Here is a 17679-nt window from a genome sequence, read left to right on the forward strand (position 1 = left end):
AGGGTGGCTGGATTGGTCGGAGCTGAGCCGAGTGGTGCATGGGGCTGTCACCCGTTCGGCATGGGACCACCTCGGGCAGCCCGTAGCGTAGGCAGCCGATCTCATGGAAATACATGAGATCGACGGTCGGCTTTCCGACCCGGCGGCCGGGCCACCGACATCCGTCACCCGCTCCCTGCGACGGCCTGCAAATCCCACTCAGCGCGGGTTGCGTCGATGACCGTCGGGAAGCGGACACCGATCGCCCGTGCTGGCCGCCGGTAGTGTCGCGGGCACGTCGAGGCGTCCGGGAGAGGCGGTTGACAGTGCGGGAACCGACTGCGGCCAACCCGCGGCAGAGCACGGCGGCGACATCGCCGGCGGTCGTCGCTCCGCACACCGGTGAGACGGTTCTGTCGCACGAGCGCGAGGCGACCGTCGCCACCGACTTCGACTTCTCACGGGTGCCCGTGAGCGCGCCCGATGCCCGCACCCCGCGTCCGGCGTTCGCCCCTGCTCTGCGCCACGGCGTTCCCTCGGGCCGGACCGTCGCGAGCCCCACCGATCCCCTGGAGCACGAGGGGCATGCGGCGGCCGACCGGATCGCGGGTTTCCGCCCCACTCTGCCGGCCAGTGGCGGGTCGGCGCCGCCGGTCGCCGACACCAGCGGCCTCGGCGCCGGCCGGCCGCTGGACGCGCCGACGCGGCAACGGTTCGAGCGCGAGCTCGGCACGGACCTCAGCTCGGTGCGTATCCACACCGACGCCGCCGCGGCGCGCTCGTCGCACCGGATGGGCGCCGCCGCGTACGCCGTGGACAACCACATCGTGTTCGGCGACGGCGGTTTCGCGCCGTCCACCGATCGCGGCACCTGGCTGCTCGCGCACGAGCTGACGCACGTGGTGCAGCACGCCGTCCACGACCAGGACGACGTCGTACACCGTGCGCCCGAGGACGTGCCGAGGCTGGAGCAGCAGCTGTTCGAGGGGGTCGCGGCCGGCGGCGACGACGGTTACCTCAGCGCCGCCCGGGCCCTGAACCAATTCGCCCCGGACGACATCACCCGACTGCTGTCGGACCACCCCGGCAAGGGCCGCAAGGCCCTCACGCCGGCCCAGATCGCCTCGATCCATCTGGCCGCGCGCAACGGTCCAGGTCTCGGGCCGGACTCGAACGCGGCGACCTTCACCCGGCCCGCGTACCTGGACAAGAACATCAGGAACGAGATGGACAGGAACAACTGGGAGGGCGTCGCCGAGTACCTCAACGGGTTCAACAAGGCCGACATCATGAAGCGGTTGCGCCGGATGACGATCGAGAAGATCGACAAGATCAGGATCGGCGCGCTGAACAACAAGGCGCTCGGCGTCAACAGCGCGGTCTTCGAGGTCGGCGAGGAGGCACGCCGGGTAGCCACTCAGGCGCTGATCGACCAGGAGGCCGGCCCCGGCGCGATCAAGGTGACCGGCAGCCTCGGCGGCGGGAGCACCGGTGTGCCCGTTGCGGACCAGCAGATGCTGGACCCGGGCACCGACGGCAGGGCCGACCCGCTGTACATCGACAACAACATCGTCAATGCCAGTTACGACGTCCTCACCGGACTGTTCCAGGTGGAGTACCAGGGCGGCGGTTACCTCGACCTCGACTTCGACGCCGTACTCAAGGGCGCTAAGGCGACGTCGGGCCTGGTCGACGTCTACTTCAAGCACCGGAAGAACGGGCGTGTCTACCCCGCCGTCTTCACCAGCAGGGACCTGCCGAACATCAGCGCGTGCGCGTTGGCGATCGAGGCGAAGATCCCCGAGGCGCAGGCCAGAGTCATCGACGCGATGATCGACGTGGCGGTGTCGGCGGCCGGCGTCGCGGGTGCGGTGATCCGGGGCGGCCAGGCGGCGACGCGCTCGGCGGCGGGAGCGGCCAAGCCGGCTGCCAAGACCGACCAGAAGGCCGCGCCGAGCCAGGCCGGCAGACCGGGCACGGCCACGGGCTCAGGCGGCTCGGGTCCAAGCGGTTCGGGCGGTGGCCAGCAATCACCGCAGGGTATGAGCGCGTCGGGGTCGGGCAAGGGCGGCGCGCCCGCTCCCAAGGCGGGCGGCAGGTCCGGCGGCGGCCAGCTGCAGGAGGTGCCCCAGGGCGGCGGCCGGGCAGGCGGCCCGGTACAGGACATACCCGGCGACATCGCGTGGCCGAAGATCTCCGGCGAGACGCCGATGGTCGGCGCGGGTTTCACGCTGCGCGCGGCGTACGGCACGGCCAAGGTCGCCGGACGGGCGCTCGGCCAGGGCGCCCTGGTGAAGGCGGCGCCCGGCGCCCGGGTCCTGGGCGCCACCCAGACCGTCGCCTCGGGTCCCCTGGAGGTGGCCGGCACGTCCATCGCCCAGGCCATCCTGGTGACCGGCGGCAGGTTCGTGCCGCAGGCGGCGGCCAACGCCGGGCGTGCCGTGCTGTACGCGCTGGTGCTGCGGGACTTCACCTATCTGGTGGTGGAGCCGGCCGAGGCCCCGGGCGCGGACAGCACTCCTGCGCAGGCGCCCGGCCAGAGCAGCGGCACGGCGAGCGCACCCGGCCGGGACACGGCTCCGATGACCGACCCGGTCGACAAGACGCCCGCCGAGGCGCCGGGACGGCTCGTCGACGATCCGGCCGAGTGCAAGAAGCTGAACTACGCCAACGTCGCCCATCACCATCACATCTTCCCGAAGGAGTGGCGGCAGGAGTTCTGGCGACTCGGAATCGACATTGACCAGTGGACGGTGACGGTGAGCCCGAAGGAGCACTTGAGCAAGGACGGCCTGCACCCTTACTTCGGCTGGAACGACGAGTGGCAGGAATTCTTCGACGAGATGCCCGACGTGGGCACCATGACCCCCGCGCAGGCGCGCGGATGGAAGCGGCGGGCCGAGAACCTCGGCTACCGCCTGATGATCGAGGCCGGCATCGACCGCCGCAAGCTCCACTGGTACCGCAGTTCGAAGCCCTCCACAGAGAAGTAGAGGGTGAAGGTGAGGGCCACGACCGTCGAGCGGATTCAGTAACCCTGGTCGAGGCCGCCTTCGTGGGGGCGTACCCGTTCGCGGAAGACGTGGTAGTTCCATGCCTGATAGCCGATGATCAGGGGCAGGAAGATCGCGCCGACCCAGGTCATCAGCACCAGGGTGTAGTGCTGGGCCGCGGTGCCGCCGAGGGTGAGACTCCACTGGGGGTTGAGGGTCGACGGCAGCACGTTGCCCCTGGTGTAGAGGGCCAGGAACACCGTGACGGTGGCGAAGACGATGGTCAGGCCGCTCATGGTGAAGGCGAGCGCGTCGCGGCGCAGGGACAGGGCCAGCCAGATGCTCGCGAGGGTGGCGAACGCGGCGATGGGGAACAGCCACGGCAGGATCCCGAAGTTGGCGAACAGGCCTTCGGTGACGTAGCCCATGACCACGAACCCGACGGTGGCGACGGTGGCCAGGGCACCCCAACGCAGCGCCGCGGTACGGGCCCGCTGATGCAGGACCGAGTCGACGTGCAGCCGCAGCAGCAGGAAGTTCGCGCCGTGCAACATGAACAGCAGCAGCGTCGCCGATCCCCCGACCAGCGAGAAGGGCGTGAACACCGTCCCCAGGCCACCCACGACCCGCTCGTCCTGGTCCACCGGCAGCCCTTCGATCATCTTGGCCATCACCACGCCCCAGAGGAACGCCGGGACGAGGCTGCCGCCGAAGGACATCCAGTCCCAGACGTCACGCCACCGCTGGTGGTTGACCTGGTTGCGGTACTCGAAGGAGACCCCACGCAGCAGCAGCGCCAGCAGGATGAGGACGAACACCGGGTACATGCCGCTGAACACGGCCCCGTACCAGCTGGGGAAGGTGGAGAACATGATCCCGGCGGCGGCGATCACCCACACCTCGTTGCCGTCCCAGAACGGGCCGATGGTGCCGGTCAGCGCGCGTTCCTCCGCCTCGGTACGGGCCAGCAGCGGTCGCAGGATGTCGACGCCGAAGTCGAAGCCCTCCAGGAAGAAGTAGAGGGTGAAGGTCAGGGCCACCAGCCAGAACCACAGGGTCACCAGGTCCACGGGCGTCAGTTCCTCCGGTCGTAGTCCTGCAGGCCCTCGGAGAAGTAGCTCGGCGGCGGCGCGGAGGCGAGCTGCGCCTCGGGCTTGTTGCTGATCCCGGCGCGGGCGGTGCTGGTCAGCAGGAAGATGTCCAGTCCGATGAGACCGAGGTAGACCACCCACAACCCGACCAGGCCGACGAGCACCTCCCGGAAGGTGTTGGCGCTGACCCCCTCCGGCACGGTGAGCAGGCCGTAGACCATGAAGGGCTGCCGGCCCAGCTCGGTGACGATCCAACCGAGGAAGTTCGCCACCCAGGGCAGCGGCACCAGCAGGACGAGCAGCCGCAGGTACCAGCGGGTCTGGTCCAGGCGGGCCCGTCTTCGCCACCAGAGGAAGAGCCCGGTGAAGGCGGTCAGCAGCAGCAGGACGCCGATGGCGACCATCAGCCGGAACGACCAGTACACCGGGGCGACCGGTGGGATGTACTCGCCGGGGCCGTACCGCCGCTGGTACTCCTCGTTCAGCTCCCGCATCCCCTCGTAACGGCCCTCCAGCCGGTTGAACGCCAGCACCGAACCGACGTACGGGATCTCGACGTTGAAGGTGTTGCGGCCCTGCTCCTGGTCGATACCGGCGATGAGCGACCACGGTGCGGGCGAGCCGGAGGTCTCCCACTGCGCCTCCATCGCGGCGAACTTCATCGGCTGGTCCGCGCGGGCGACCTGCGCCTCGAAGTGCCCGCTGGTCGCCGAGAACGTCGTTCCGACCGCGGCGAACACGAGCGCCACCCGCAGCGCCCGGGAGAAGACCTCGACATCCCGTCGGCGGAGCAGGTGGAAGGCGCTGATGGCCAACGCGAAGAACCCCGCGACCGTCCACGCGCTGCCCTGCACGTGTGCGAAGTACAGCCACGCCTTGTAGTGGAAGACGACCTCGCTGAAGCTGGTGAGGACAGCCCGCTCCCCCTCGATGCGGTAGCCCACCGGGTGTTGCATCCACGCGTTGGCCAGCACCACCCAGAAGGCGCTGATCTGGGTGGCGATGGCCACCAGCCAGATGCAGCCCAGCCGCAGCAACGGGGACAGCTTGTCCTTGCCGAACCACCACAGGCCGATGAAGGTGCTCTCGATGAAGAAGGCCATCAGCACCTCCAGGGCCAGTGGCACCCCGAAGATGTTGCCGACGAAGCGGGCGTACTCGCTCCAGTTCATGCCGAACTGGAACTCCTGCACGATCCCGGTGACCACCCCGACCGCGAAGTTGATCAGGAACAGGTGACCGAAGAAGTTCGTCATCCGGGCGTACGTCTGGCGGGCGTGCCGGCGCCGGTAGGCGATCGTCTCCAGTACGGCGATGAAGAACGCCAGCCCAACGGTCAGGGAGACGAAGAAGAAGTGGAAGATGTTGGTGGAGGCGAACTGGAACCGAGCCAGCTCGACCGCATCCATCCGCGAGACCCCCTCACCACCGCCACCCGCGAAGCCTGCGGAGGCTCCCCCGCCGGATTACGGTACGACGATTGGTGCCTTTTCATGCGGGTTCGACCCAAAAGTCGTTCTCCCGGGCTCCGTGGACCGCAACGACGCGCCGCAGCCGCCGTCCCGCCAACGGTCAGTGCGCGGGGGCAGGCGGGTTGACCCGGGAATACTCCTGGAGTGTCCAGCGCAGCGAACTGGCGTGGTCGATCTGCACCACGGTGTCGACGGTGAACTCCACGACCCGCAGGGCGCCAGGGTAGGCCGCGGCCTTCTCGCGATCCCAGTCGATCCGACCCGTACCGGTCAGTTGCACGGTGTGGCCGTTCTCCCAGTCCAGAAAGAGCAGACCGCAGGCCGGGTTGAGGTGCAGGTTGCCCAGCGTCATGTAGAACTGGTTGCCGGCGTAGTCGGGCCAGCGAAGAGTGCGCGGCCCGGTGACGGTGACGAAGCCCGGCATGCCGCCGCGATGCGAGGAGTCGGCGCCGTGTTCCGGCGAGAGGCTGGCGATGAAGAAGGTGTCGGCCGTCTCGATCCATCGTCGCTGACCGTCGTCGAGCTCGCCGCTGACAAGCGGCGCCCCGGGTGGCCCGGCCTCGCCCGTCGACGTGACGACACGGGACTGCAGGTATTTCGGGCAGTTGCCGAGCACCTGCTCGGTGCGCATCAGCAGTCGATCTCCGTGGCGCCGGGCGGACCCGTTCGCCCGGATTCTCCGCCGGGTCTGCGGTTGAAGGGCGAGCACCCCGATGTCGCGATTCTCCTCGAAGGCTCCGCGAAGCGGATCGCCGGGCGCGGGGAGAGCGTCGATGACGATGGTCCGCTCATCAACCGGCTGAGTGAAGCCGGGTTGCCCGGAGAGGATGGTCGACCACACCGCGCCGTCATCATCGGCAGCTCCGATGATCAGCATGTGCTGGGCGCGCAGGAACGGGAAGAAGCCGCGCGGGATCTCCGGGCCGAACATCGGTGACCCCCATCCCGGGCCGCCCTCACCAGCCCGTTCCTGGATCGCCTGCTCACCCGCGTGGTCCAGGTGAGGGTCGCGTACGGGAAGCGACTCCGGTCCTGACTGTCGTTGCTGTTCGACGGATGGCGACATCTGGTACTCCCTGGTCGGCTGGCACGGAGCTGCGGCAGTGTGCAACTGGACGGATCGACAGGTCAGGGTGCGAGCAGCCCGGGCAGTTCGGCGAGAGCCTGCTCGAACACCGACGGGTCATCGAGGGCCCGTGCCACCACCAGGGCACCTTCGATGCGAACCAGCGCGGCGCGGGCGAGAGTGTAGGCATCAGCCTCCGTTGCCCCCGCTCGCATCGCCGCGTCGGCCATGGCCTGGATCCAGGCCCGGGCCAGACGGCCGGCGTGCGCCCTGATGTCGTCGGGCGCACCCGTCAAGGTCATGGTGTCCAGCGCGCAGGACATGCGGCCGTCCCGGTAGCTGAGGGCCAGGCGCCTGCACATCTCCGCGACTCCGTCGGCAACGTCGGGCTCCGATGCCAGGGGCGCGAGGGTGTGTTCCAGCTGAACCTCGACACTGTCGAGGACGGCCTGCGCCATGGCGTGCTTACCGGTGGGAAACCGGTGGTACAGGCTTGCCCGCCGCAGACCCACCGCTTCCGACAGAGCGGACAGGGACGCACCCGCGTAGCCGTTGGCGCGGAAGACATCGCCCAGTCGCGCGTTGATCACTTCGTCTTCGACACTCACGGCTCTACCCATCAGGCCTTTTTACCGAACGTTCGGTAAAGTTACAAGTCCGAGAGGCCGACCTGGTCGGTGACGAAGCTCGCTTTCCCAGAGGCGCTGGGCAGGATCGCCGGGGAAAGTCAGGGTTCGCCGGGCCGGGGCTCGGCATCGACTGAGGAGGTCACCATGGCGGTAGGCGTGTTCGCGGGTATCCCCGTACGCGACTATGCCAGCGCACTGGAGTGGTACAAGCGGTTCCTCGGCGCTGAACCGTCCTTCTACCCCAACGACGTCGAGGCGGTCTGGCAGTTGGCCGAGGATCGATACATGTACATCATCCAGGATCCCGTCCGGGCCGGTGGAGCTGTCAGCATGATCTGGGTCGACGACCCGGTAGCCGAGGTTGGAAGGATCTCCGGACGAGGCCTGGAGCCGATCGACGTCGAGAAGCACGGGCCGGTGTGGAAGTACGTCTTCCACGACGACGACGGCAACGAGACCGGGATCGGCGGAGAGGTCGCGACGACCGGATAGACGTCGGCCACCACGTGCCGTCGGTGCCGTCGGTACGGATCAGCACGCTTCCGGTGCTGCCCGCCGCGAAGGCATAGGTACCGATCGACATCCACTGGCCGACTACGGTGGGCCTCATGTGTCTGCTCGCCCCGCCGCCACCCCGGTCCGCGTCAATGGCGGTGTCCCGGTGACGGCGGAAGACGTGCGACGCCGCTCCGACGTCGGTGCCTCGGCCGAGCGGTACGCGACCACCGCCGGCACGCCCGCGGTTGTCGAGACCGCTACCGACCGGATGGGCGCCGCCGGCACACGGCGGGGCGGCGCGGCGCCGCTTCCCGACCGGACGTGGCGCCGGGCGCTTCTGGTGACCGGGGTCGCCACCGCGGTCGGATTGGTGATCGTGCTGCTGCCGGGGCGCCGGGGCTGGTTCGACATCGGGGTGTACCACGGCGCGGTACGGCACTGGGTGTCCGGTGGCTCGCTCTACGAGTGGATGACCTGGAACCAGTACGGCTTCACCTATCCGCCGTTCGCCGCGATCGTCATGCTGCCGATGGCGTTTCTGCCCTGGTACCCGACGATCGTGGTGAACCTGGCGCTCACCATGGTCGCGACCGGGTTCCTGCTGCACCTGCTGGTCGGCCCGCTCGCCCGGCGGGCCGGCTGGTCCCGGTGGTATGCGTTCACGCTCGCCGCCTGCCTGCTCGCCGGGCTCAGCCCGGTACGCGACACGATCGGCTTCGGCCAGGTGAACCTCCTGCTGATGGCGCTGGTCTACGTCGACCTGTCGTTGCTCGAGCGGGGACGCCGATGGGCGGGCATCGGCATCGGCCTGGCCGCGGCGATCAAGCTGACTCCGGCGGTTTTCATCGCTTACCTCGTGGTCACCCGCCGTTGGCGTGCGGCCGTGACGGCGGCCGGCACCGCCGCGGGAGCCTCCCTGCTCGCGGCGGCGCTCGCCCCGAACGCCACCCGGGTGTTCTTCACCGAGGCGCTGTGGGACACCGGTCGGGTCGGGAGATACGAGCACGTGGCGAACCAGTCCCTGCTCGGACTGGTCGCCCGCCTCGACGCGGGACACCCTGACCGGCTGCTCTGGCTCGTCCTGGTCGCCGGGGCGCTCGCGGTGTGGTGGGTCCGGATCCGGCGGACCGTCGACGCCGGTGACGAGCGGGCGGGATTCGCGCTCACCGGCACCCTGGCCCTGCTGGTCAGCCCGATCACGTGGGTGCATCATCTGGTGTGGCTGGCACCCGGCCTGGTGGTCGTCGCCGCGGCGACGCTGCCATGGCCACCGGCCACCCCGGCCGCGCGACGTCGGCTGTGCGCCGGGATCGCGGCGTACGCGGTGCTGTGCAGCGGAGTGGTGTGGATTGTCGCCAACGGCTCCGCCGGCCCGCACGGGTTCCTCGGCAGCAACGCCTACCTCCTGGTGGCGGTGGCGATGCTGGTGCTGCTTCCCATCCGCGCCGGCGACCACGGACCAGGAGGTCACCTGCGGGTCGCGGATCGCTGAGCGCCTGCGGGGGCCGCGGCCGAACCCGGCCCGGCGACAGCCGGGCCGGGTTCGTCGAGGGTGCCGCGGTCGGTCAGCCGGAGACCGGTCGCTTCGTGAAGTAGCCGTCGGCCGGCGATTTCACCCAGCATTCCCCGTACGGGAAGGACTTTACCGTCACGACGGCAGGCAGCGGTCCGCCACCGGTCCGGACGCCGTCGGTGTAGCACTTGTACTCGCCGCGGACTGCCTGGCCCTGGGTCGTGAAGAGATCCACGCTCCACTTCTTCGACAGCGGTAGCGGAATCGGCGGGATGAGGTTGAGCTCGACGCCCCACTGCTCGATCGCCCTCTTCCAGACGCCGGCCTGGACCGCACGCTCCGGGTCGGCGGGTTCCGAGCGGGCGTTGTAGCCGAAGTACAGGCAGGACACCTTCCCGTCGAGGGCGCCGTCGTGGTGGCGGTAGGTCAGGCCGTCGCCGTCGACCTCGAAGGAGTCGTAGCTGAGGTACCGGGGATACTCCGCGTTGGCGTTGCGGCCGGGCACCAGGATGTGCGCCGAGTCGGGCGGGCTGACGCAGGCCGAGTCGTTGTAGATCTGCATGACGAACGTCGGGTGGTATCCGAGCAGCTCCACCCGTACGGACCGGGCCTCGTCGTTGTCGCAGCCGAACTGCCCGGCGGGGAAGTTGACCTGACGTCCGCTGGCCAGATCCGACAGCATCACCGGCACCCGGCAGAGCAGGGTCTGGGTCAGGTTGTTGCCTTCGTAGAAGTCGAGGTTGGCGATGTGTTGCACGAACGGCGGGGGCGGCGGCGGTTGCAGGCTCGTCAGTTCCAGGTAGGCGGCGCGCACGTTCGAGTTCCCGCCGTCCAGGACGGTGAAACGGATCCGCAGGTCGTCCAGGCGCGCCTGGTTGACGTCCGGCAGCGCCAGTGACCGCCAGGCGAAGCCGCCGCCGGCGGCGACCGTGGTGGTGGCGTGCACGGTTCCGAGGGTGATCACCTCGACGCGCAGCCGGGTGGTGGTTCCGGTGTTGGCGAAGAACCAGACCGCGCCGCGTGCGGTGCCGCCACCGAGTTGTGCGCTGGACATGGTGACCTCGGTGGTGCGTCCGGCGGCCGAGCCGTAGATGAAGTAGTCGGCCGGCACGGCGGTCGGTTGGACGACGGGGTCGTCGATCGCGGCCCACGCGGATCCGGGGGTGCCGGTCCACTGGCGGACGACGTCGCCGTTCGGTCGGATGACGATCGGAGCGGCCGCGGCGGGGGCTGCCACCGCGACGACGGCGCTCAGCACCGCGAGCAACAGGCTTGTGGCGACGGCGACCCGCCGCAGGTGGGATGACGATGTTGGCTGATGTGGCAGGGACACAGGTGTTTCCTTTCGATGGTCAGCCGAGGGTGAGCGAGCCCCAGGCCTGGGGTTGGGCGAAGCGGGTCAGGTTGGCCCAGTCATGGGGCCGGACGGTGCCCGGTGTGTCGGTGTCGTTGGCGGCGACGTCGAATCCGACGGTGGTGCCGACGGATGGCCGGCCACCGATCGCGGTCCACGGCACCGCGATCTCGACGGCGTAGCCACCCGGTACGCGGGCGACGGCGGTGGCCGCGCCGGCGGTCCAGGAACGGTCCCAGCCGGTGCCGTCGCCCTGTTCGTCGGTGAGGGCTCCGTCGGTGTTGACGAGCAGGTGGTAGTCGCTGCGGTTCGGATGCGTGGGCCGGGTGGCGTTGCGGTCGATCATCACCTCGACCCCGTCGCCGTTCCAGAGTTCGCCGTCGCGGCCGGTCTGGTTGACCGCGATGACGGTGTCGGCGACGGTGTAGCCGACGTACAACCTCTGGTCGTCCCAGACGACCCGGGCGTTGGTGGTGTTGCCGGAGCCCGCGAAGGTGATCGCCGGCTGGCCGGCGAACTCGCCGAGTTGCCCGTCGACCACGACCGGTCCGGTGACCCGCCTGGCGGTGTGTCGCAGCGGTGGGTCGATGAGGTCGGCCAGCTTGCCGCGGGCCAGGTCGATCGCCGCGGCAGTCGGTGCCGCGTCGTGCATGGAGGGGTACAGGTTGCGGGCGATGCTCAGCGCCTGCGCGCCGTGGCCGGCGGCGGTGGCGAGCCGGAGGTACTCGTGGTCCTGGTATCCGTTGCGGATCATCTTCATCCGCAGTGACTCCAGCGGGATCGGGGTGGTGCCGCCGATCCGGGCGGTCGTGCCCGGGTAGAACAGGGTGCCGTCACCGTTGCCGCCGAACGCCCACTGGTCGGTCCATGCGGTCGTGAGGCGCTGCGTGGTGGCGTAGTACAGCTCACCGCTGGCGTTGTAGGTGTAGGCGAGCCAGCCCATCGCCCGGTTCTGGGCGGCCAGGGTGTCCACGGTGTAGTCGACCCAGCGGTGGGCGGCGACCTTCGGATCGGTCTCGCCCGCGGCGGCGCAGCCGGACACGTCGCACGAGGTGTAGAGCCACACCTGCTTGCCCGGTTCGGCGAGGAACGACGCGTACCGGGCGTGTTGGTCACCGGCGTAGGGGCCGGTGGTGTCGTCCATGTGGTCGACGACCGGGGTGATGATGTCGGTGGCGGCGTGCGTCGGGTCGTGGGTGTCGACGTCGTTGATCGTGGCGGTGACCAGGTTCGGCAGGCCGGGCCAGGCCGACTTGTACCCGGCGACGCGGGTCCTGCAGGTCGCCCAGCGGGTGGCGTTGCCGCCGATCTCGTCGCAGTTGGGCCGGTCGTAGCTGACCGCCCGACCGGTGAACCCGTTGGACTGGGCCAGGGACCGCCACGCCGCGAGGTGACCGGTGTCGACCTCGACGGAGGTGAGCCGGGCGCCCGGCAGGCGGGTCGCCGCCGTGCCGTTGAGCAGCGGCAGCATGTACTGGTTGACGTGGGCGATCTCGCCGGCGTTGGCCGGCGGCTGGAACTGCGGGTTGCCGATCGTCATGCGGTTGTCGAGGGCGAGACGGGCGAAGTCGGCGTTGGTGCGCCACGCCCGCTGCAGATTGGCCTCACTCGCCCAGGCGTCGCAGGTGCCGTACAGCGCGTCGCAGGGACCGCTCCACAGCATCCCGTACATCGACCGCAGCGACGACGTCGACGGCAGGTCGAAGTCACGGACGACCAGGTGGATCGGGACCGTCGCGGTGCCGGTGCTGCTGGTGAGCACGAGCGAGCCGTCGTACCAGCCGGCGGGCTGCCCTCTCGGGATGAGCACATCGACGAACGCGACCCGGTTCTGTCCGGCCGGGACGTCGACGGGGAACGCGCGGCGGCTCTGTCCGTAGAGCCGGTCGACGGTGGGGATGAGGATGTCGGGCCACGCACCGACCGCCCGGCCGGCCGCCGAGGGCCGGGTGGTGGTGAGGTAGTCCTCCCGGTAGATGGTCACGTTGGTGTTGGCGATCGTTCCGGACGGCCCGGTCAGCGGGGCACCTGCGCTGACCGAGACGCCGCTCTGACCTCCGGCGATGACCACCTGGAACGACACGAACTCGTTGCCGGCACCGGTCAGCCGGGCCGTGGCGGTGCCGCTGACGGTGGCGGTGCTGAGCACCTTCTCGGTGGCGCTCACGACGGTGTAGCCGACCGGGGCGGCACCGGCCGGGACGGGTGGGACGACGACCGCCGCGAGGGTGGCCGTCAGGACGGCGGCAGCGAGGGCGCGACGGCCCGGGACACGGCCGCGGGCGAGAGAGGTTCGCATGGTGCTACGGCATCAGTACTCATCCATGATCGGATCCCCCCGCTCCCGGGGGATGGCCGCGTCGCGACCGGCTATGCGACGGTCGTCGGATGACGGTGCGCGCTGTCCTCGACCGTGACGTAGCGATGCTGCACGAGGGTGTGGACGTACCGCGGGTCGGTCAGCCCCAGCTGCGGCGGGGAGCCGAGCCGGTACGCCTTCTTCTGGACCTGCTCGAGCCGGTCCCGGACGCCGTCCTCGCTGATGCCGAGCCGGCGGGCGGCGGCCTCCAGGGTGCGCGGGACACTGCGCCGCCGCGGCGGCCAGGCGAGATGGTCGGCGAAGACGCAGAACACGGCGTCGAGCTGCTTGGCCGTCAGCCCGGGCGGCAGGTCCGGCATGTCCGTCACGGTCGCCGGTCCGCCACCGTCGGGCGCGGGCACCATCCGGTCGTCCTCCAGCAGCAGCCAGTGGTCGAGGTCCGGCTCGCCGCGTACGTAGACGCCCACCCGGGGCCAGGTGATCGTCTCGACGTGCCCGCGGGCCAGCTCCCGCGACGCGTGCCCCCACAGGTGCAGCTCGGCTCCGTTGCGGTTGCGGCATTCCAACCGCCACCGCGGATGCTCCAGAGCGACGACGGCGGCGAGGCGCGACACCCGGTTGTCGATCACCGTGACGCCGAGCGCGACATCACCGTCGCGTCCGACCGTGAGCGACTGGCCGTCGTGGACGGTGTCCCGCCAGCGGTGACGAACCTGCCCAGCGCGTGACTCGATGACCGTGATCCCCGGCATGGCGACTCCCGCACATGGTGGCCGCGTCCGCAGTGACCGGCATCATCGACGGTTCCGTGCGCCCTGGCCCCGCTACACTATCGTGCGATCGACACCGGTCGCTGCCGCAAGGAGTTTCGGTGGACTTCGAAGGGCTCTGGGTCGGCTCGGACAGTCGGCCGGACCACTACCGGCTCCTGCGCCACCTCGGCGGAGGCTCGCAGGGCCAGGTGTGGGAAGCCGAGGAGCCGGTGTCCGACGGCAGTTGGGCCCGGGTCGCTGTCAAGATCGGGGGCCGTGTCGACGGCCACGACGCCCGGACCCGCTGGACGCGGTACGGCGGGCTGCTGCGCAGCCTGCACAGCGTCCCCGGGCTGGTCCGGGTGGTCGACGTGTTCCTCGGCCCGGCACCGCACCGGCCGGGGCAGCTCGCCGACACCGATGTACCGGAAGGTGGCACCGCCGACGCTCCGGCCGGCCCGCCGGACGACGAGATCGCCGTCCGGCTGCGGTACGTGGTGATGGCCCTTGTCCCCGGCGACACCCTCGCCGACGTGGTGCGCCGGCACGCCGACCTACCGCTGCGACGACGGCTGCAGCTGCTCCGGCCGGTCGCCGCGGCGCTGGACGCCATGCACGACGAACGGAGCCCTGCCCGCCCCGTCATCCACGGCGATGTCAAGCCCGACAACGTCCTGCTTCCAGCGGACGGCGAGGCGGTCCTGGTCGACCTGGGCTCGGCCCGCATCACCGATGACGACCGCCCGGTCGGCCGGACCCGTCACTACGCGGCACCCGAGCTGCACGACCGCAGCGCGGTGACGACCCCGGCGACGGACCGGTTCGCGTTCGCCGCGACCGTCGCGCACGTGCTGCTCGGCCAGCCCCCGCCGCTTGGCCCGAGCGGGCCCGACGTCACCGCGACCAGACAGTTGCTGACCGGCACCGCAAAGGTGCCGCCCGCCGTCATCGACGCCGTCCATACCGTCCTGCTCGCTCCGCCGGAAGCCCGACCGGCGCCGCTGCTGCCCTGGCTCGACGCCCTGATCGCCACCGCTGCCGCCGGCGACCACGCTGAGCCGGCCGGCTCCCCCGCCACCACGGACGCTGAGCGCGTCGCCGGTCCGGCGACCGCGCGTCGTGCTCGGTCGCGTCGGCGGGCTGCCTGGGCGGCGACGGCCATCGCCACCGTCCTGGTCGCCATCCCGGTCACGGTCGCGCTGGCGGTGCACCTGCTGCCTGGCGCCGCCGCTCCGACCGCTGCGGAAACGACCGTCGCGCCGCCGAGCGCCACGACGACCACCGACGGCCCGCAGCCGACTGCGACCGCAACGGCCTCGGCGTCGCCCACCAGCGGCTCGCAGCCGACGCCGACTCCGGCGGCGTCGGCGTCGCCGCCGTCGTCACCCGCCACCGTCGGGCCCGGCACCACGGTCGGATCCCGGCCCGGCGCCACCCGCGGCGCGCCGTCCGCGTCGGCCGTCGTCACGCCGCTCACCGCGACGATCGGCTGTGACCCGGCGTGCGAGACAACGGCTCGGGTGCTGACCCTGACCGGTACGGTCTCCGGCGGCGTACCGGCGGGACATCACCTGCTGATGTTCACCCGCGACGAGGGCGGCCGCTTCTACGCCGGGTCGCGCGTCGAACCGGCCGCCGGCCGCTGGACCGGCAGCGTGTACGTGGGCAACAGCAGCGGCGTCGCCTCGACCTACCGATACACGGTGTGCCTGTACGTCATCGACGCCACCTTCGACGCCGATCTCAAGGCGATGGGCATGGAGAAACTCAACCTGGGGCTCGCGTCCATCCCCACCGTCGGCGAGGCCAAGCAGGTCGCCTGCATCCCGGCCATCTGGCGACGGCCCACGTGACTGATTCGCGTCACCGCGCTCTCGCTCGTGTCGGAGCGCCGTCGAGCCGCCATCGTGCCGGACGGCGACGAAGCCCTTGCCGGCCAGGATCGGGATGACCTGCGGGCTGTCGCCGCGGTGGCCTGCGGTCAGCGCGATGGAGAGGGGTTTCTGGCCTTGTCGCAGCCCAGCTGTAGCGTCGTGGTCGACCCACCTCTGAGCGGCCGAGCCCCGTCCGGCGGCGCGGTGACTCCACGTTGGAGCCGACCGGTCCGGCGTTCCAGCGCCGGAGCGGACGCCGCAGGGCGCGCCGGGTTATCGGTGGTCCAGGACAGCGAGGGTACGGCCCGTGGCCGCACCCTCGCTGGCTGTCAGCAGTACAGGTTGATGCCCGGGTCCACGCCGAGAATCTGCGCGAACCGCTGGTAGGTGGACACCCGGTTCTGCACCGTGGCCGGGTTGCGGCCGTCGCACTCCAGGGCGCCGTTGATGCTGCGGATGGTGCCGCCGAAGCCCTGCGAACCGAGGATCGCCGAATGCGCGGGCTGGCTGTTCGGGCCGTTCTGGGTCATCCAGTACCAGACGCCGGTCTGCCATGCCACCGACGACTCGTTCTTGACCCGGTCCGGATTGTTCAGGAGGTCGATCCCCAGCGCATCACCGGCGGCCTTGTAGTTGAAGTTCCAGCTCAGCTGTATCGGACCCCGACCGTGGTAGGCCGACTGGCCGGCCGGGCAGCCGTAGGGCTGGGAGCGGTCGCAGTACAGCGGCCAGTTGGCCTGGTTCTGCTCCTCGACGTAGCGCAGCTGGCCGGACTCGTGGTCGATGTTGGCCAGGAACGCCGCCGCCTCACGCTTGCGCGCGGTGGCGTCGCCGGTGCCGGTGAACGCCGGGTACTTGCGGGCCGCGTCGATCAGTCCGGCGTACGAGTAGAACGGGATGCGCAGCGGGAACATCTGGTTGTACTGCGCCTCGCTGACCGGGAACCCGTCGGTGCCACCGCCCGGGGGCGGAGTGGTGCCGCCACCGCCGGAGCAGGTATACGGCTCCCAGTACCAGGTGCTGATGACCGGGTCGTACCCGGGATTCTCGTGCTTCGCCCGGTAGTGGTTGCCATTGGTATAGCGCACGATCGCGCCGGCCGGGTAGAAGGTGCCCGCCGCCCAGTTCGGGTAGTTGCACGTACCGCCGCCTCCGTCGCCACCGCCTCCACCGCAGGGACCGTTGTCCTGCCACACTCCGGAGCCACCGGCGCTGGGCGCCTCGTACTGCGTCCACCACTTCGCGGTCCAGTTCCGGCCCTGGTGCGAGACGCGCATGGAGGCGGTGTAGACCGCACTGTTGTTGTACGGCGACGCGCACGCTTCGGCCGCAGCCGACGGCGTCGTCGGCAGCAGCGCCGCGGCAGCACCCGCGACGGCCACGCCGACCGCCGCGATGATCGCCATCAGGCGTCTTCTGAACATGGTGGGAGCCACCTCTCGGCAAGGTCGTGGACACGACGGAAGCGAAGCATCGAGCCTCTTGGATATCGCAGGAGAGGGCCCACTGTAAACAAAGTTCCATAATAAATTCCCTCAGGGCGTCTGAGAGCCGGCAGCACGTTGACACGCGCGAAGGCGGTCGACACGGGTGGGGATGCTTGCTGCCGCGCAACGGTCGCCGCGCTGCTGCGTGTGGGTAGTCTGCGGACGTGACCGACGACCCGACGACGTCCCGCGCCGCGTCTGCGGCGTCGGCCGTCACGGGACCGGCGCCGCTGCTGTCGCAGGACTTCACCGACGCGACGGTCACCGAGCTTCGACACGCCCTTCGGGCCCGGGTGCAGGCCGTGGGACTGACCGAGGACGTCGGCTACGACTTTGTCCTGTCCGTCCACGAACTGGTCACCAACGCCGTACGCCACGGTGGCGGCCGCGGACATCTCGAACTGCGCCGGCAGGACGACGTCCTGATCTGCGAGGTCGTCGACCACGGGTCGACGCCGGGCAGCCTGCCGGTGCGACTGCCCGCAGTCGATACCGCCGGCGGACGCGGGCTGTGGCTGGCCCACTAGCTGACCGAAGGTCTCATCCTCACCCGCCGCCTCGACGGCGTGACCGCCACCGTGACCGCCTGCCTGGAACCGGCCATCTCAGACGACACCCCGGCACAGCGTTCGCTGCGTCCCGGCGAGCCCG

General features: G+C 70.3%; 13 protein-coding genes. 5 read left to right on the top strand and 8 right to left on the bottom strand.

Annotated elements, in window-relative coordinates; all coding sequences use genetic code 11:
• Window positions 1-305: 305 nt before the first annotated feature.
• Window positions 306-2972 (top strand): eCIS core domain-containing protein, encoded by a 2667-nt coding sequence (locus tag ACTMSW_RS09285; RefSeq protein ID WP_441180114.1) that lies wholly within the window; start codon window positions 306-308, stop codon window positions 2970-2972.
• A gap of 35 nt (window positions 2973-3007) precedes the next feature.
• Here ACTMSW_RS09285 and cydB read toward each other — a convergent pair whose 3' ends face one another.
• The 4 genes from cydB to ACTMSW_RS09305 all read right to left on the bottom strand — a co-directional run bounded on the left by cydB (window position 3008) and on the right by ACTMSW_RS09305 (window position 7209).
• A complete protein-coding gene (gene cydB, locus ACTMSW_RS09290) occupies window positions 3008-4042 on the bottom strand; it encodes a cytochrome d ubiquinol oxidase subunit II (protein ID WP_441180115.1) in 1035 nt (344 codons plus the stop codon).
• 5 nt (window positions 4043-4047) lie between these two features.
• Window positions 4048-5472, bottom strand: coding sequence for a cytochrome ubiquinol oxidase subunit I (locus tag ACTMSW_RS09295; RefSeq protein ID WP_441180116.1), 1425 nt, complete (start codon window positions 5470-5472; stop codon window positions 4048-4050).
• A 163-nt stretch (window positions 5473-5635) separates the two neighbouring features.
• Window positions 5636-6466, bottom strand: a complete 831-nt coding sequence (locus ACTMSW_RS09300; RefSeq protein WP_441180117.1) for a pyridoxamine 5'-phosphate oxidase family protein — start codon at window positions 6464-6466, stop codon at window positions 5636-5638.
• Between the two features lie 197 nt (window positions 6467-6663).
• Window positions 6664-7209: a TetR/AcrR family transcriptional regulator gene (locus ACTMSW_RS09305; RefSeq protein ID WP_441180118.1), complete on the bottom strand. Its 546-nt coding sequence runs from the start codon at window positions 7207-7209 to the stop codon at window positions 6664-6666.
• Between the two features lie 165 nt (window positions 7210-7374).
• Here ACTMSW_RS09305 and ACTMSW_RS09310 point away from each other — a divergent pair, with 165 nt between their 5' ends.
• The gene (locus ACTMSW_RS09310; protein WP_441180119.1) at window positions 7375-7722 is read left to right on the top strand and encodes a VOC family protein; all 348 of its coding nucleotides are present in this window, start codon (window positions 7375-7377) and stop codon (window positions 7720-7722) included.
• A 169-nt stretch (window positions 7723-7891) separates the two neighbouring features.
• Window positions 7892-9220, top strand: coding sequence for a glycosyltransferase 87 family protein (locus ACTMSW_RS09315; protein ID WP_441180120.1), 1329 nt, complete (start codon window positions 7892-7894; stop codon window positions 9218-9220).
• A 73-nt stretch (window positions 9221-9293) separates the two neighbouring features.
• Here the strand turns inward: ACTMSW_RS09315 and ACTMSW_RS09320 are convergent, their stop codons facing one another.
• The 3 genes from ACTMSW_RS09320 to ACTMSW_RS09330 all read right to left on the bottom strand — a co-directional run bounded on the left by ACTMSW_RS09320 (window position 9294) and on the right by ACTMSW_RS09330 (window position 13667).
• Complete coding sequence (locus ACTMSW_RS09320; protein ID WP_441180121.1) at window positions 9294-10574, bottom strand: hypothetical protein; 1281 nt, start codon at window positions 10572-10574, stop codon at window positions 9294-9296.
• 19 nt (window positions 10575-10593) lie between these two features.
• On the bottom strand, window positions 10594-12894 hold the full coding sequence (locus ACTMSW_RS09325; RefSeq protein WP_441180122.1) for a sugar-binding protein: 2301 nt from the start codon (window positions 12892-12894) through the stop codon (window positions 10594-10596).
• Window positions 12895-12965: 71 nt separating this feature from the next.
• On the bottom strand, window positions 12966-13667 hold the full coding sequence (locus ACTMSW_RS09330; protein WP_441180123.1) for a hypothetical protein: 702 nt from the start codon (window positions 13665-13667) through the stop codon (window positions 12966-12968).
• Window positions 13668-13786: 119 nt separating this feature from the next.
• On the opposite strand from ACTMSW_RS09330, the gene ACTMSW_RS09335 reads away from it, so the two are divergent.
• Complete coding sequence (locus ACTMSW_RS09335; RefSeq protein ID WP_441180124.1) at window positions 13787-15520, top strand: protein kinase domain-containing protein; 1734 nt, start codon at window positions 13787-13789, stop codon at window positions 15518-15520.
• A 350-nt stretch (window positions 15521-15870) separates the two neighbouring features.
• Here ACTMSW_RS09335 and ACTMSW_RS09340 read toward each other — a convergent pair whose 3' ends face one another.
• Window positions 15871-16965: a glycoside hydrolase family 19 protein gene (locus ACTMSW_RS09340; RefSeq protein WP_441180125.1), complete on the bottom strand. Its 1095-nt coding sequence runs from the start codon at window positions 16963-16965 to the stop codon at window positions 15871-15873.
• A gap of 227 nt (window positions 16966-17192) precedes the next feature.
• Here ACTMSW_RS09340 and ACTMSW_RS09345 point away from each other — a divergent pair, with 227 nt between their 5' ends.
• The gene (locus ACTMSW_RS09345; protein WP_441180126.1) at window positions 17193-17555 is read left to right on the top strand and encodes an ATP-binding protein; all 363 of its coding nucleotides are present in this window, start codon (window positions 17193-17195) and stop codon (window positions 17553-17555) included.
• Window positions 17556-17679: the final 124 nt, after the last annotated feature.

Source organism: Micromonospora sp. BQ11, from assembly GCF_052068135.1.
Taxonomy (GTDB): domain Bacteria; phylum Actinomycetota; class Actinomycetes; order Mycobacteriales; family Micromonosporaceae; genus Micromonospora.

Bases quoted from the DNA above. Each gene is read 5' to 3' on its own strand.
- ACTMSW_RS09295 (WP_441180116.1), bottom strand. From the start codon at position 5,472: ATGGATGCGGTCGAGCTGGCTCGGTTCCAGTTCGCCTCCACCAACATC.
- ACTMSW_RS09300 (WP_441180117.1), bottom strand. From the start codon at position 6,466: ATGTTCGGCCCGGAGATCCCGCGCGGCTTCTTCCCGTTCCTGCGCGCC.
- ACTMSW_RS09310 (WP_441180119.1), top strand. From the start codon at position 7,375: ATGGCGGTAGGCGTGTTCGCGGGTATCCCCGTACGCGACTATGCCAGC.
- ACTMSW_RS09325 (WP_441180122.1), bottom strand. From the start codon at position 12,894: ATGCGAACCTCTCTCGCCCGCGGCCGTGTCCCGGGCCGTCGCGCCCTC.
- ACTMSW_RS09330 (WP_441180123.1), bottom strand. From the start codon at position 13,667: ATGCCGGGGATCACGGTCATCGAGTCACGCGCTGGGCAGGTTCGTCAC.
- ACTMSW_RS09340 (WP_441180125.1), bottom strand. From the start codon at position 16,965: ATGTTCAGAAGACGCCTGATGGCGATCATCGCGGCGGTCGGCGTGGCC.